Annotated in this window: 17 protein-coding genes; all 17 read left to right on the top strand. The window is 37.7% G+C overall.

What is annotated here, in order from left to right:
• Positions 1-795 (top strand): sugar transferase (locus GPL15_RS07060; protein WP_215697396.1); only part of this gene is annotated, 795 nt, incomplete at its 5' end.
• Between the two features lie 121 nt (positions 796-916).
• A complete protein-coding gene (locus GPL15_RS07055) occupies positions 917-2041 on the top strand; it encodes an LCP family protein (RefSeq protein WP_346344912.1) in 1125 nt (374 codons plus the stop codon).
• Between the two features lie 111 nt (positions 2042-2152).
• Positions 2153-2776, top strand: a complete 624-nt coding sequence (locus GPL15_RS07050) for a hypothetical protein (protein ID WP_215697394.1) — start codon at positions 2153-2155, stop codon at positions 2774-2776.
• Between the two features lie 247 nt (positions 2777-3023).
• Positions 3024-3491, top strand: a complete 468-nt coding sequence (pssD, locus tag GPL15_RS07045) for a PssD/Cps14F family polysaccharide biosynthesis glycosyltransferase (protein ID WP_275950464.1) — start codon at positions 3024-3026, stop codon at positions 3489-3491.
• A 16-nt stretch (positions 3492-3507) separates the two neighbouring features.
• On the top strand, positions 3508-4002 hold the full coding sequence (locus GPL15_RS07040; protein WP_215697392.1) for a glycosyltransferase: 495 nt from the start codon (positions 3508-3510) through the stop codon (positions 4000-4002).
• Positions 4003-4012: 10 nt separating this feature from the next.
• Complete coding sequence (locus GPL15_RS07035) at positions 4013-5137, top strand: polysaccharide pyruvyl transferase family protein (protein WP_215697390.1); 1125 nt, start codon at positions 4013-4015, stop codon at positions 5135-5137.
• Between the two features lie 2 nt (positions 5138-5139).
• Positions 5140-6300, top strand: a complete 1161-nt coding sequence (locus GPL15_RS07030; protein WP_215697388.1) for a Coenzyme F420 hydrogenase/dehydrogenase, beta subunit C-terminal domain — start codon at positions 5140-5142, stop codon at positions 6298-6300.
• Between the two features lie 26 nt (positions 6301-6326).
• Positions 6327-7259, top strand: a complete 933-nt coding sequence (locus GPL15_RS07025) for a glycosyltransferase (RefSeq protein WP_215697386.1) — start codon at positions 6327-6329, stop codon at positions 7257-7259.
• 24 nt (positions 7260-7283) lie between these two features.
• Positions 7284-8123, top strand: a complete 840-nt coding sequence (locus GPL15_RS07020) for a glycosyltransferase family 2 protein (protein WP_215697384.1) — start codon at positions 7284-7286, stop codon at positions 8121-8123.
• A gap of 3 nt (positions 8124-8126) precedes the next feature.
• On the top strand, positions 8127-8939 hold the full coding sequence (locus GPL15_RS07015; RefSeq protein WP_215697382.1) for a hypothetical protein: 813 nt from the start codon (positions 8127-8129) through the stop codon (positions 8937-8939).
• Between the two features lie 19 nt (positions 8940-8958).
• Positions 8959-10197: a hypothetical protein gene (locus GPL15_RS07010; RefSeq protein WP_215697380.1), complete on the top strand. Its 1239-nt coding sequence runs from the start codon at positions 8959-8961 to the stop codon at positions 10195-10197.
• A gap of 16 nt (positions 10198-10213) precedes the next feature.
• Positions 10214-11284 carry a polysaccharide pyruvyl transferase family protein gene (locus tag GPL15_RS07005; RefSeq protein WP_215697377.1) on the top strand — a complete coding sequence of 357 codons (1071 nt, stop codon included), beginning with the start codon at positions 10214-10216 and terminating at the stop codon, positions 11282-11284.
• A gap of 86 nt (positions 11285-11370) precedes the next feature.
• Entirely contained in the window at positions 11371-12885 is a 1515-nt protein-coding gene (locus tag GPL15_RS07000) for an oligosaccharide flippase family protein (RefSeq protein WP_215697375.1), read from the top strand.
• Between the two features lie 67 nt (positions 12886-12952).
• Positions 12953-13969, top strand: coding sequence for a Coenzyme F420 hydrogenase/dehydrogenase, beta subunit C-terminal domain (locus GPL15_RS06995; protein WP_252198160.1), 1017 nt, complete (start codon positions 12953-12955; stop codon positions 13967-13969).
• A gap of 24 nt (positions 13970-13993) precedes the next feature.
• Positions 13994-14212: a 4Fe-4S binding protein gene (locus tag GPL15_RS27695; protein ID WP_215697370.1), complete on the top strand. Its 219-nt coding sequence runs from the start codon at positions 13994-13996 to the stop codon at positions 14210-14212.
• Positions 14213-14668: 456 nt separating this feature from the next.
• Positions 14669-15193: a GNAT family N-acetyltransferase gene (locus GPL15_RS06985; RefSeq protein WP_215697368.1), complete on the top strand. Its 525-nt coding sequence runs from the start codon at positions 14669-14671 to the stop codon at positions 15191-15193.
• Between the two features lie 129 nt (positions 15194-15322).
• Positions 15323-16060 (top strand): SH3 domain-containing protein, encoded by a 738-nt coding sequence (locus tag GPL15_RS06980; RefSeq protein WP_215697366.1) that lies wholly within the window; start codon positions 15323-15325, stop codon positions 16058-16060.
• The last annotated feature ends 232 nt before the right edge of the window (positions 16061-16292 follow it).

Genomic DNA, 16292 nt, shown 5'->3' with positions numbered 1-16292 from the left:
CAGGTGATTGATGAGGCGCTGTTATGCCTGCCTTACAGCACCAGGGAAGAAGTGAACGGGTTTATCGTGCGCCTGGAAACCATGGGGATTGAAACCCATGTGGCGGTGGACACGTATGACCATCAGGAAAAGGCTATCGAACGGTTTGGCTCCTACCGCGTGCTGACCTATAGCCCGAGGATATTTGAACCGACGGAACTGTTTGTAAAACGGGCCATGGATGTGATCGGCGGGGTGGCAGGATCTCTGCTAACGGTTCTGCTCAGCATCGTGATCGTACCGGCGATTCATTTGGAATCCCCCGGGCCAGCCATCTTTAAGCAGGTCCGGATCGGCAGGAACGGCCGCCGTTTTTCCATCTATAAATTCCGTTCCATGTATATGGATGCGGAGGAACGGAAAAAGGAACTGATGGAAAAGAATGAAATGAAGGGCCTGATGTTCAAGATGAAGGATGATCCCCGGATCACGAAGGTAGGGAAGTTCTTACGAAAGACCAGCCTGGATGAATTCCCCCAGTTTTTCAATGTGCTCAAAGGGGAAATGAGCCTGGTGGGGACAAGGCCTCCTACGGAAGATGAGTTCCTGCAGTATGAAGAGCACCATAAGAGGCGTCTGAGCCTGAAGCCGGGAATCACCGGATTATGGCAGGTGAGCGGCCGGAGCGATATCCAGGATTTTGAAGAGGTAGTGAGCCTGGATCTGGAATACATCGACAAATGGTCGGTGTGGCTGGACATACGGCTGCTGATCCAGACCGTGTATGTGGTGCTGTTCCATAGAGGGGCATCTTGATTATAGAGAAACAGGGAAACGAAACAGACAGAGAGATAACGGAAAACAAAAAAGTAAATAAAAAGATAAACAAAAAGAAAAAAAGACAAATAGAAAGACAAATAAAAAGATAAATAAAACGATGAGTAAAAATAGTCTTTTCGGAGGTCTGGAAACCGGACATGAGGATATGAAGAATAAAAATAAGAAGAACTATTTATACATAGCAGGCGCGGCTGCCCTTATCCTGATCTTCTTGTGCTGGTTCACCGGATTCAGTTACCGTTCTTACCGGACCAGTCAGGAAGCGAAAGAACGTCTGGCGGCCCGTGAGAAAGTCGTAAACTCAAGTTTAACAGGGGCAGTTCTGGATGGAGCAGTACAGGAAGGCCGGGATAACGGAAAAGGGGAAATCCTCTACCAGGGAAAAACCTACCGCAGAAACACTGCCATGCGTGCCATCCTCTGTATCGGTGTTGACACCAAAGGGGAGATGGAATCCCATACGGCGTCCGGCCAGGGAGGCCAGGCGGACGGGGTATTTTTAGTGGCCCAGGACGCGGCCAGGGACCGGGTGAAGATCCTGATGATCCCCCGGGACAGCATGACGGAGATCACACTGTTTGACCTGTCTGGAAATGAACTGGGAAAAGATATCCAGCACCTGACCCTTGCATATGCCTATGGGGATGGAAGGGAAAAGAGCTGTGAACTGATGACAGAGGCGGTTTCCAATTTACTTGGGAACCTGAAGATAGACGGGTATGCGGCGGTGAACATCAGCGCCATCCCGATTTTGAATGATGCGGTGGGCGGAGTAACGGTAACCATCCGGGATGAAGGCCTGGAAAAACGGGATCCGGAGTTGAAAAAGGGGGAAACCGTCACCCTCCATGGTGAGCAGGCAGAGATTTTTGTCAGGTACAGGGATATCACCAAATCCCAGACAGCGGTCAGCCGTATGGGGAGGCAGAAACAGTATCTGCAGGGTTATTTACAGGCAGCCAGAGAGGCGGCGTCCAGGGATGACCACCTGATCCCAGATTTAATGAACCGCCTGCAGAACAATATGATCACAAATATGCCGAAGGACCAGTATTTGGACATGGCGCTGTCCGTGCTGAACAGCCAGGATAGTTTGGGGGACGGGGATATTATAACCGTGCCTGGGGAAGCAGTGGAAACTAACTTATATGATGAATACCATGTGGATCGGGAAAACCTGGTGCCTATGATGTTGGATTTGTTTTATGTGGAGAAATACTAAAAGAGCACAAAAATATATGATAAGTAAGACAATCCGAAATGCCTAAAAGGCAATAACCAGCAAATCGGCTGTTTATTGATAAATACAAAAAGAAAGGAAAGGTGATGTAACATGAAAAAGAAGTGGTTAGGTATACTCCTGACAGCAGCCCTTGTGGCAGCACAACCGGTAAGTGCATTTGCGGCCCCAAGCCCAAATACAAATATCGACTTCGGTGATGGTGGCGGAGACGGTTATTATGATGATTCCAGTTCCAGTAAGACCACAGGAACAAGCGCATCTGGAACCGCAACATCCCAGGATATTTCCGTAGATGGAATATCAGCGGCGGGAATGGCAACGATTGGAGATACCAAGGTAGGCTTTGTCAATGGAGATGCTGCAACTGCAGGGCTTCCAGCTCAGACCGTGGAGGCGATCAAAGCGATCAATGCCGGTACAGCTTTATCAGAAGCCATAAAGGATGTGAATCTGAGCGAATATGCAGCTCTGACATCTGTTCGTGCATTTGTCATGAAAGATGCAAATACCAATCAGGAGAAAACAGGCAGTACGACAGTAACACTGTATGTGCCAAACCTGCTTCAAAACCTGAACAATGTTCAAGTTTTGTTCTATGACAACCATACTGGAATCTGGAGCTTGGTTAATCCCATTAATGTGGATACTGCCAAAAAGACGGTGACAGTTGTTGTTAACGGATCAGGATCGATGAGTGTTGTTTATCAGAGATAGTTTCATGGAAGGTTAAAAAGGATTGGGATTTGAAGCCAGGGAGGAATTGAACTGAAGGGGGAGAGGAATCCCTGGCGGAATCATAAGAACAGATTTTTTAATGAATAAGAGATGTGATATAGGGAGCATCTGAAAACAGTTAATTTGGAAATACAGATGGCACGGCGCTGAATTTAAGTGATAAAGATCAGAAGTGGCTGGGGCTGAAAGATACTTTTAAATTCTAAAGATGTAGAGGGGCAATCAGTTGGATAAAAATAAAAAAATAAAAGTTTGCTTGGTGGGTTCATCTGGTGGGCATTTAACCCACCTGTATATGTTAAAGCCTTTTTGGAAAGATAAGGATCATTTTTGGGTTACATTTGACAAGGAAGATGCAAGAAGCCTTTTGGAAGGCGAAAAAATGTACCGGTGTTATTATCCGACCAACCGGAGTCTTAAAGCACTAATTAAAAATACCAAGATTGCATGGAATGTATTATACAAAGAAAAGCCTGACTTGATTATTTCATGCGGCGCAGCAGTTGCAGTTCCGTTCTTTTACATCGGAAAGATGATGGGAGCAAAGCTAGTTTACATTGAGGTATTTGACCGTATTGATAAGCCGACAATGACTGGTAAGATGGTTTACACAATTGTGGACAAGTTCGTTGTTCAGTGGGAGGAACAGAAAAAGGTTTATCCAAAAGCGATTAACCTTGGCAGCATATTCTAAGCAGGGGACGAGAATAATGATTTTTGTGACGGTAGGAACACATGAACAGCCATTTAATCGGCTGATTCAAAAAATAGATGAATTAAAACAAGATGGTACGATCCAGGACGACGTAATTATTCAAACTGGGTTTAGTACATATGAACCTGAATACTGCCAGTGGAGCAAACTAATTCCTTACCAGCAGATGGTTAAAAATGTGGTGGATGCACGAATTGTGATAACACACGGTGGCCCGGCAAGTTTTATTATGCCATTACAAATCGGAAAAACGCCTATTGTTGTACCGCGCCAGCACCAGTTCAATGAGCATGTGAACGACCATCAAGTGGAATTTGCGCAGAATGTGGTTCAGAGAATGGGAACAATCATTCCGGTGGAGGATATTGAAACACTTGGAGATATTATAACTAACTATGACCAGATTGTTGCTGGAATGGGTCATGGAATGAAATTCAATAATGCAAAGTTCAATGAGAACCTTGAAAAGCTGGTAGAAGAATTATATTGAGGTTGAAAAGATGAAGAAAGTTGGAATCATATCAATGCATCGTATTGCAAATTATGGGTCTTTTTTGCAGGCTTATGCATTGAAACAGTTAATTGAGGAATTATGTTGTGAAGTAGAATTTGTGGATTATCATGTCGGCGCATCAGTAATTGTTGATAATGCGGATAGTAGGAATAAATTTGTCCGCAAACTTGAAAAGGGCTTGGAAACATTTCGATATCAGGTTCCTCTTTCACATAAACTATCGTTCATCCAATATAAGCAGTCTTTTGCTAAAAAATATATGCCACTTCTGGGAATTACGAATACAATGAACTACAGTCCGGTCTTGGATTGTCTGGTTGTAGGCAGTGATGAGGTTTTTAACTGTATCCAGAAAAATTCCAATGTGGGTTATTCACTTGAATTGTTTGGTAAAGACAATCGTGCAAAAAAACTGATTACTTATGCAGCTTCTTTTGGCAACACAACATTGGAAAAACTGAAGAAGTATAAAAAGGCTGACGAGATTGAATCACTACTGAAGCGGTTTATAGCGATTTCTGTAAGAGATGCAAATTCGGGAGCTATTGTAGAACAGCTTACTGGGAAAGTACCCGTGTATAACCTGGATCCGGTTCTGATCTACGATTACATAAATTGTTGCGATAAAATTCCACATATTAAGACTGAGGATAAATACTTGATCCTGTATGCGTATGCGGGACGCATTTCTAATAGTGAAGCGGATTGGATTGCTACGTACGCAAAGAAAAAAAAATTGAAGGTTTATGCAATTGGAGGTATCCAAAAATGCGCAGATCGTTTTGTGAATTGCTCGCCGTTTGATGTGTTGGCTTACTTCAAAAATGCAGAGGAAGTTATTACAGATACGTTTCATGGCAGCATTTTCTCTGTAATTACACAACGTTCGTTTACAGCACTTATTCGAAAGAGTATAGGCAATAGCTATGGTAACGAAGAAAAACTGTATGATTTGCTAAATCGGCTGGGTTTGTCAAAACGGATGACAACTAAGGTTGAAGATGCAGAAAACATTAATAGTCAACCGATCGATTATGCAGAAGTGGATGATATTTTACAGAAGCAGAGAGCATTGGCAAAGGAGTATCTGCGAAAAAATTTAGAGGGATAAAAATGGAGAACATATCGAGGATAAAAGAGCGATGTGTAGGGTGCAAAAGCTGCGAGCAGAGTTGTCCGAAGCATTGCATTTCAATGGTAGAAAACAAAGAAGGATTTTGGTATCCAGTGGTCGATGAGAAAAGCTGTATTGGATGTAAACGGTGCTTAAAAACATGTTCAGCTGAAAAAACAGATCTCCATCGTAATGAGCCACAACATGTTTGGGCATGGCGTAATAAGAACGATACCGATATTATGCGTTCTGCATCAGGTGGAGCAGCTGATAGTGCAGCAAAAGCAATTCTGCAAATGGGCGGTGTAGTATATGGAGCTGCTTATGATTATCAGTTGGTGGTAAGTCATATTGAAGTGAGGAATGATGCAGAAAGAGAAAAAATCCAGTCCTCTAAATATGTTCAGTCTGATTTGAAAGATAGTTATTCCAAAGTGAAACGTCGGTTATCAGAAGGAAAAACGGTCCTTTTTACAGGAACACCCTGCCAGATTGCAGGTTTATATGCATTCCTTGGTGGAGACCAGCCCAATCTGTATACAGTTGATTTGATTTGCCATGGAGTTCCCTCCCCTAAGTTTTTTAAGAAATACTTGGAGTATAAGAATAAACAGGCAGGAGACCGAGTGATTTACTTTAACTTTCGCTCTAAAGATAAACGAGGCTGGGGAACACAATATCTGCTAAAGATAGAGACAGAGACAGAGACAAAGACAAAGAATCTCTTTATTGATCCCTATGGAAAACATTTTATGGATGGCGACTGTTATAGAGAAATCTGCTATCAATGTCCTTTTGCAAACACGAGCCGTGTTGGCGATTTGACCGTGGGTGATTTTTGGGGAATTGCAAAAAGCCACCCGGAATTCAACTCTCCGAAAGGTGTTTCAAGCGTCTTCGTCAATACGGAAAAAGGACAACAGCTTTTTGAGAAGATGGAATCTTTTGCTGAAGTGAAGCAAGCTACGCTGGAAGATGGAATGGTGAAGCAGCATAACCTCGTGCGTCCAAGTGATAGACCGATAACGAGAGATGTTTTTTATGTGGGGATTGATGAGCCTGAATTCGTAGATAGGATAAAAGTGGGATTACAGCTGAAAGCACGTTTGAAAACGATGCTGCCAAGTAAATTGATTCAAACAATTAAGAAAAAATTGTAAGAAAATTATATTGTGGAGAATGGCTGATGGTTTGTGGAATAGTTGTTTTTAATCCAGAATTAAGTAGGCTTAAGGCTAATGTTGAAAAACTTCAAGAAGAAAATGTGAGAATTATTTTTTTTGTTAATGGGTGCAATACAGAGTGTGATAAATATATAAAAACTGTAGAGAATGTTATTGTATTAACCCAAAAAGAAAATGTAGGTATAGCTACAGCATTAAATGAAATTTTTAAATGTGCGGAAAAATTAGGAGAAAAATGGGTTCTGACATTTGATCAAGACTCTATTATTTCTGATGAATTTTTGTTGCAAATGACAAACAAAGCTGAGAATACAGATGAAAGTATAGCTTGCATATGTCCTAAGATTGTAGATAAAAGAAGGATTTTTCCTGCAAATAAGATAGTGAACTATGAAGGTGATGAACAATATGTACAAATGTGCATTACATCAGGAAGCTATACAAGAATAAGGGCGTGGTCTCAGGTAGGAAAATTTGATGACTATCTGTTTATAGATTTGGTTGATAATGATTTTTGTAAAAGATTAATTAATTCGGGATGGAAGATTCTTAGATTGAATACCGTTGAATTAAATCAGGAATTTGGAAATATAGAGCCTAGAAGTGAAAAAACAGTTGCAAGAATTAAAAGTATATGCAATAAAATTCAAAATAAGAAATTAGCTGTAAACATATCGAAATTTTCATATAAGAAAAAAGTTTCTCCACTTAGGGTATATTATACAAACAGAAATATTATTTATTTGAATAAAAAACTGAAAAACTATGGTGGCATTGGATATGAAAGCTATAGCAGTAAAAGCTATGTAGGATTTATTATTTCTTTTATGGTACCAAGTGTTTTGAGAGCTCATGACAAAAAAGCTGTACTAAAAGCTACCATGAGTGGGATTAAGGACGGAATGAGGTCTAAGGCAGTGGAATGGTTGGCTTGAGCCTTGAGGGTATAAGGGGAAAATATGTCAAGTATATATACGGGAATTGTTACATACAATCCAGAATTGGTAAGGTTAAAGGATAACATATTAGCGATACAAAATCAGGTGCCAATTATTGTAATATTTGATAATGGTTCCAATAATATCGAAGATATCAGGCAAACCGCTTCAGAATTTGCAAATACAAAAGTTTTGGAGTCTAGTGAAAATGTTGGAATAGCAGCTGCATTGAACAGACTCATGCAATGGGGCTGTGAAAATAACTATGATTGGATGCTAAGTTTGGATCAAGACTCTGTTTGCCCCAATAATTTTGTTTCTCTGATGAAGCCATATTTTACGATAGAGCAAAATCTTGGTGTGGTTGCACCTGTTATTGTTGATCGAAATGTTGGTGTGGTAGGACATGATCCGAAAACAGAATATGTGTATGTAAATACTTGTATAACATCAGGATCATTTTCAAAAATATCTGCATGGAAAGAAATTGGAGAATACGATGAAAGCATGTTTATCGATTCTGTTGATTTCGAATATTGCTATCGCATGCGAAAGTATGGGTATGGGGTAATCCAAGTAAAAAATGTACATTTATTACATGAAATTGGTAAAAGCGAAAAAAAGAAAATTCTCTTATGGACGATAGATGTGAGAAATCATTCGGCTTTTCGTAAATATTATATGGCAAGAAATAATGTTTATTATCCCCTGAAGAATCATTTATGGTTTCGATTTATTAGAGGTAATATTAGAAATTTGAAGATGGGAGCAATTGTTTTGCTTTATGAATCAGATAAAAAGAAAAAACTGAAATCTATCTCATCTGGTTGGAAAGCCGGCCTTAAAAAGAAAGGACTTTGACGTATGAAAATTTGGTTAGAATATGCTAAATCGTTACATAGAACGTTACCAATCGCAAATTATTCCTTGTACAAGAAAAGAAGAGAGTTTTTTAAAAAGAATGATTCGAGAAATTTTTATGATATTCCTATCTTCATTATTAGTTTTAATAGACTTTCTTACTTAGAACGTCTAATTGTAAAGTTAGAAAGTATGGGATATACGAATATTAAGATTATAGATAACGCCTCTACGTATCCGCCTTTATTGGAATTTTATGATAAAACTCAATATGAGGTTTTTAGACTAAAAGAAAATATGGGGCATATGGTTTTTTGGAAAAATGATTTATTTAATGTATATAGAAAAGATTTATATGTTGTTACAGATCCAGATATCCTTCCAATTGATGATTGTCCGAAAGATATTTTAAAAGAATTCTATTTATACCTAAAAAGATTTCCGAGAATAAGAAAAGCAGGATTTTCTTTAAAAATTGATGATATCCCAGAGAATTCTAAACTGTACAGAGAAGTAATGAAATGGGAAAAACCGTATAATTTATTTCATATTCCCTTTTGTAAAGCCTGTGCAGCTGATGTTGACACCACGTTTGCTTTATATTTACCAGACTTTTTGGATGTTAGTCGCCATTTTATTACAGCTGTTAGAACTAATTATCCATACCAGAGTTTACATATACCGTGGTATGTAACTGAGGATATAGAACCAACAAAAGAAGATTTATTTTATGCAACTAGAAGGATAAATGGATTTTGGGATACTGTACAAGGGAGTAAAACGGACGAAGCAGCATCGGATAGCTGGATAAATTAGGAAAAATAACGAGGATAAAATGTTAAAAAAGATTAATGTTAATTCGTTGCTGTTTTATTATATTTTGTTCATGGCTTTGCTATTAAATTATGTTGAAAAAGTTAAAATTTGGCAATTTGCATTTGCTGCTTTAATTTTTATGGTATTTGTTGGTAGTTATAGATTCAGATCGATATTCATTAGTAATTCTCGTGAAATTATAATTCTACTGGTACTGATTTGTTTGTCTATGTTCTGCTCAGAACATAATGAGTTTGCCTTTATGAATTTTAGAGGGGTCATTACACCAAGTATTGCCTGCTTGAGTTTGTTTACAATAATGAAAAGCAATAGAAGCAGATTTGAAAAAATGCTTATGTCTTGCGTGAAGATTATAAATGCATGGTGGGTTTTAAACATTATTGCATTACTCATACAGATTTCAGGATATCCTATTTTTTTAAAGCAGAAATGGATTGATGCATCTCCGTATTACAAAGATTTGTGTTGTGGATTGTTTGGACAAAATCGAACGCATGAACTGGTTCTGTTTTCATGTATGATCTATTCTTGCAATTTGAAGGTATGTGAACTTTTGAATGAGAAGAATAGGCGAAAAGGTGCAAGGTTGCTTTTGATATATACAATTGTAAGTGAATTATTAATGCTTGTTATTTCCACACAAAATGATAATACAGCAATGTTCCTTTTTTTGCCATGGTCAATCTTATTGAGAGGAATAATCAAGGATTATGATAAAGCGATTGGAGTGTTTAAGAAATCTTTAAAATACATTGTTGTGGTAATACTTGCAATAGTGGCTATCAGATTGAGCTTGTTCATACCTTCAATTAGAGAAGTTTTTGAAGATTATTTATACAGAAGACTTTATGATATGTTGAATTATAATAAAGTAGGTGTTGCAGGTAGTAATGAAAGATTGGCAATAGTGGAATATGCGCTGTCACTACGGGAGAGTTATTTGTTTGGACAAGGATTTGGAATGGAAATGTTTGGTGAACATATAGCGCATGGATTTAAGCATTTTGGATTAAGTAGTATCGGATCTACTATATATATAGCTGGATTATGGTATTACTTGATGCAAATTATAATTTATTGTCGAATGTTTGTTGGAAAGATAAATCAAAATCGAGAATCCAATATTGTTATTAGAATATTGATTTTTGTGACTATATTTAGTTTGTCTATATACTCACCAATATTTATATCTTTTTCTTCAATAATTTTTTTGACATTGTTTTTTGCGTATATATGATTATAAGAGGTGAAAAATGAAAAAAGTTGCAATTGTTACTTTGTTTGATTACACAAACATAGGTAATAAACTTCAAAATTATGCAATTCAAACGTTGATTTCGAATTTAGGTTATAGTCCAATAACATTGTTATGCGATAATCTTTTTTATCAAGAAAGCAGGCTGGATGTGATAAAAATTTATTTAGGTCGCATATTAAAAAAGTATAGAAAATTATTCATGGATAGAAATAGAAAAGATGTTTTCAAAAAAGGTACAGAACAATTAATTCAAACAACCCCAATTTATACATGGGAAGAAATACAAAATTTGAATGCTTTTGATGCTTATGTGACAGGAAGCGATCAGGTATGGCATAATTGGCTTCATAAAGAAGGTGAATTGGAATTCCGTTTTTTAAGTTTTGCAGACAGAGCTAAAATTATATGTTTTTCACCAAGTTTTGGAATGGACTATATAGATATTTCAGAAAGGGAATTCTATAAGAAAGCACTTGATAGATTTTTTAGATTTTCTTGTAGAGAGGAAAGTGGATGCGAGATTATAAAGGATCTTACAGGTAGGGAGGCAATATTGCTGAATGATCCGACAATGATGTTGGAGTTGAACAGATGGAAGCAGATTTCAAAAAAACCAGATTATGATATTCCGGATAATTATGTTTTAGTGTATTGCCTTTCGGACTTGCCTTTAAAATGTTTAGAAGATATTAAAGTATATGCGTTTAAGAATTCATGTGCGATAATTGATATTTATAACACTGATTATCCCCAATATTATAACACGACGCCGCAGGAGTTCTTGTATCTGTTTGATAAAGCACAGTATGTTTTTACAAATTCGTTCCATGGAACTGTTTTTTCAATTTTGTTTAATAAAAAATTTACATGCTATATGCGTGAATCTAAAAATGCAAGAATGAATAATCGTGTTTTAACACTTTTAAATAAAATGGGGTTATCAGAAAGAATAAATAAGATCTCAGATCAGAGTATAAACTACACAAAAGTAAATGCAGTTATAAAACAGGAGAGGGAAAAGGGAATCAAATATTTAAGTGCTGAATTAAAAAGAACATTAGAATAGTAGGTAATAAAGAAAAATGCTGAACTACTTTACGGAATTATAACTTACAGATTCAATATGAATGTTTTGATACGCGGGGAAATAATATGCAGATTAGTCAAAGAAAGGCTGGTGTAATACTTTCATATGCCGGCGAAGTAGTAAAAATTCTGGTGAGCATAATATATACACCCATTATGTTACGTCTTTTAGGACAAAGTGAATATGGACTATATCAGTTGGTATATTCGGTTATTTCCTATTTAAGCCTGCTCAGTTTGGGTTTTGGAAGCTCATATCTTCGTTTTTATTCCAGATATAAAGCTCAAAACGATGAAGAAAAAATAGCGAAACTTAATGGTATGTTTATGCTCATTTTCTGCTCAATTTCAGTTATCTGTATTCTTTGCGGAATCGTGATGATAGGAAATATTCAAAGTATTTTTGGGACAGGACTTACAAACCGTGAATACAATACGGCAAAGATATTGATGAGATTACTTGTAGTGAATCTTGCGATGACTTTTCCAAATAGTGTGTTCAATTGTTCAATTACTGCTCATGAAAAGTTTTTATTTCAAAAGCTGTTAATTTTGCTTCAAAATATAGGTAGCCCATTCTTGACATTGCCATTGTTGATTATGGGTTATGGATCGGTTGGAATAGTAATAGCAACAACATTTTTGACTTTTGTTTTATTAATATCCAATATATTTTATTGCCTTAGACAGTTACATATCAAATTCGTTTTTAGAGAATTTCAGGTAGGCCTTTTAAAGGAAATGTGGGTATTTACTTTTTTTATCTTTTTAAATCAAATCATAGATCAAATTAATTGGAGCGTAGATAAATTCCTTCTTGGAAGGCTTACTGGAACTACAACTGTTGCAGTTTATGGTGTCGGCGGACAAATAAACACGATGTATCAACAATTTTCCACATCAATATCTAATGTTTTTGTGCCAAAGGTTAATAGAATCGTTGCGGAATCAAATGATACGATGCAACTAGTAAAATTGTTTACAAAAGTAGGGCGAATACAATTTATTATTTTGGGACTGATTTTGTCTGGGTTTGTGTTTCTTGGGAGTCCGTTTATAAAAATGTGGGCTGGTGATGGATACAACGTATCTTATGAGGTTGCACTCTTATTAATTGTTCCTGTTACGGTACCGTTGATACAAAATATAGGAATTGAAATTCAACGTGCAAGGAACATGCATAAAGCGCGTTCGATTGTATATTTATTTATCGCAATTGCTAATGTTTTAATCAGCATTCCATTAATAAAAGTTTTTGGTCCAACTGGTGCAGCCCTTGGTACAGCAATCTCACTGTTTATAGGCAACATTATTTTTATGAACTGGTATTATCATGCACGTATTGGAATGAACATGTTTTATTTTTGGAAAGAAATTGCTAAATTTATTCCGGCATTAGCAGCTCCTTGCGTTGTTGGTGTTATTATTATGAAGTTTGTGAATATTACTGGATTTATAAAATTAGGTATGTTTGCAATCCTTTATACAATTGTATATTTTGTTTCTATGTATTTTTTAGGAATGAATATAGAAGAAAAGCAGCTTTTAATGGGATCGATAAAAAAGTTACTAAGAAAATAACACTATAAAAAAGAAAATGATGGCAATCTTTGGTTTAATGACTTAATGAGGAAAGGAAGTATTGGTGATGGAGCCATTAAAGGTTTATGCTTGTTATAATACAGATGAGGATGTTAGGCTAAGCAGTTCTTCAGGAGCAGTATTTTCTTCTTTAGCAGAGTATGTTTTTGATAAACAGGGGGTTGTATACGGTGTTGCTATGTCGGAAGACTGTTATTCGGCGGAATTTATTGCAGTTAGTGATAAAAAAGATTTTGCACAACTTCGTGGTTCAAAGTATATACAAGCAAGACTTGGTGACACATTTAGGAATGTTAAAAGTGATTTGGCATCAGGAAAGCTGGTTCTATTTTCTGGAACTGGATGTCAAGTGAATGGTCTGAAAAAATTTATTGGCAAAGACTATGAGAATTTGATTTGTGTAGATGTTATTTGTCATGGAGCACCATCACCTGCTTTATGGCGTGAATATGCAAAGTATCAAGAACAGAAAATTGGTGGAAAGCTGAAAGGCATTAACTTTCGTTGCAAGGATGATAGTTGGACTGATTTTGGGATGAAAGAGGTGCTGGAGACAATACCATGTGGAAAAAAACAGAAATTGTATATATCAAAGGATAAGGATCCGTATATGCAAATGTTTCTGAGAGACTATTGTTTACGTCCATCTTGTTATGAATGCGTGGCAAAAGAAACGAAAATGTCGGATCTTACCATTGCTGATTTTTGGGGGATAAAAAATGTGGCTCCGGAAATGAATGATGGTATGGGGACATCTCTTGTATTAATTCGCACAAGTAGAGGACAAGATTTTTTTAATCTGACTCTTAAAAGTATAAAGTTAAAAGAAGTTTCTTATGAAGATGGAATTAAAGAAAATCCATCAGAGTATAGATCTAGTAAAAGACCTCGACAAAGAAATACTTTCTTTGCCGATATGCATAATATAAGTTTTGAAGAACTTCAAAAGAAGTATGGAACGCCAATTGAATATTCTTTGAAAACAAGAGTTAATAGAAAATTAAAAAAGACAGTTAAGAAAATGCTTCAATTAATCGGCGGGGCAGGGAGTAAAAATAGCTGAATATAGATTACTTTTTGTATCTAAATGCGAGGGAAATTAGTAGTGAAAGAGATGCCTGTATTATATAACATAAAGGAAGAATGCTGCGGCTGCACTGCTTGCTATGCTATTTGTCCGAAAGAGGCAATTAGCATGGTAGAAGATGAAGAAGGATTTGAATATCCGCAGATTGATGAAAATAAATGTGTTCGCTGCTATCAATGCATTAAAGTATGTCAGATAAAAGCAGCAAAAGCAGTGTAAAGTATAGAGAGGAAAAACTAAAATGGTTCCGAAGACGGATGGTGCAGCTTGAGCAATAGCCCATTGGAAAACTCGATTAGACCGGTAATCTAGGGACACAAAAACTGGTTGTTCAGCGACAGTCAGGCCGGAGCCAATGCGAGCATAACATGTAACAATAAATCAGAGTAAAATGCTAACAACCCTGACATCAGTAACTGGTGTTGGGGCAAATGAATTAGGAACACCCTGATACTTGGTTCTTACAAATTAACAGATAAAACTCTAAAAAGGGTCATGCAGACAAAACATGACCTTTTCTTTCACCAATCTTAAAACATATTAAATTGAATTCCCATAAAAAAAATGTTATACTTTTGGAAAATACTTCTATATCGTCATCACCTTAACACAAACAATTGTTAAAAACAACAAGTAACTAACAAGAAACCAACAAAAAAACAGGAGCTGCCCCACATGACCTTTAAAATAACCAAAGCCACCCCGTCCGACTACCCATCCATCGTCCGCCTGATCCAATCCGTGTGGGATCGACTGGAGCAGAAAGCATGGTTTGCCGCCGACAATTCGGACTATACCATCCAGATGCTGGAAACCGGACAAGGGCTTGCATTTAAAGCTACAGAACAGGAGACAGGTGAATTAGCCGGAATCTTCATGATCGTATTCCCCGGCCTGTCGCAGGAAAACCTGGGAAGGGATATCAATTTGCCGGAATCAGAGCTAGTCAAAGTGGTTCACATGGATTCAGCCGCTGTCCTGCCTGAGTATAGAGGGTATAGCCTTCAGCGGAGGCTGATGCAGGCGGCCGAAGCCGAAGCGCGCAGGCGGGGATTCCGGTATTTGATGTGCACAATCCATCCGGATAATCATTACAGCAGAGACAATGTACTGGAGCAGGGATATCACATCGCGGCTACGAAAGAAAAGTATGGTGGTTATATAAGGAATATTTTAATTAAGGAACTGGAAGCAGTGTAAGAAAAGATACCTGACAGCTTATTTTTCACCTAAATTTGTGACTGAGTCATAAATTTATACCGTAGCCGGGAATCAGGAATTGCCAGTGCGGGTGCCTGTGCAATAAAACGTTTCGCAATGGAGGTAAATATGAGAAAATATTTAATTTTGACAGCAGCAAGTTTAGCATTATTATTGTCCGCATGCGGCGCTGAAAAGGGAGGAGAAAACGGACAGTCTACTGAAGCGACAACCAGAGAAATTGTGATTGAGTTTGAGACACAGGCAGAAAAAACTTCGCCGGTCGAAAGCGCAGCGGTTTCAGATGAGTCCGCACTTGACGAAAACCAGTCCCTGCTGGCAGAATCAGAGACGGAAGCAGTAGGAACTTCCAGTTTAGAATCTTCCGCCGAGGAAACCACAACGGAGATGCCGGTTTATAAAGTGACACCAATGGAAAAGACTATGTATGCGATTAAACCGGTTAATGTCAGAGCCGGCTATACCACAGGAACCACGGTACTGTCCAGTTTAAAAGCAGGGCAGGAGGTGGAAGTTACCGGCATGTCGGAAAATGGATGGATACAGATTAAGTTTAATGGAGGCGAAGCCTATGTTTACAAGACCTATTTATCTGAATCCAAAGATGATGTAGAAACGAAAGCCTCTGCAGAGAGTCATGCGGGTAACAGTAATAATAGCGAAAATGGGAATAACAGCAATAATAACGGCAACAATAATGGAGGCAGCAGCGCATTAGCAGCCGATCCGGCCCAGACACCAGGCAAAAACCCTTCACAGCAGCCCTCAGGGCCTGCAGCGGCTCCGGAATCTGCCCCTGAATCTGCTCCTGCCCCAATTACTATTCCGCCGTCACCAATCAGTTAATAAAACCGAAAATTCGAAACACAGGATATAATGGCTCTGCAATATTTTGATAGATTATCTGCAAATGCAGGTTCCCCTTGCTATCTGCATATAATCCATAAACTATTTGCAGGGCCAGTACTTTTATGTGATATTGCCTTTTTTAACTTAACTATAATCTGAATTTTTTAGCATAGTTAAAACGTAAAATATAATGTATAAATGCAAATAGCATCCCTCAATTCTAAACGCA

It is taken from the genome of Clostridium sp. MCC353 (assembly GCF_018785315.1).
GTDB lineage: Bacteria > Bacillota > Clostridia > Lachnospirales > Lachnospiraceae > CHH4-2.
The sequence above is the reverse complement of the archived record's forward strand: the minus strand, read 5'-3'. Positions and strand labels throughout refer to the sequence as shown.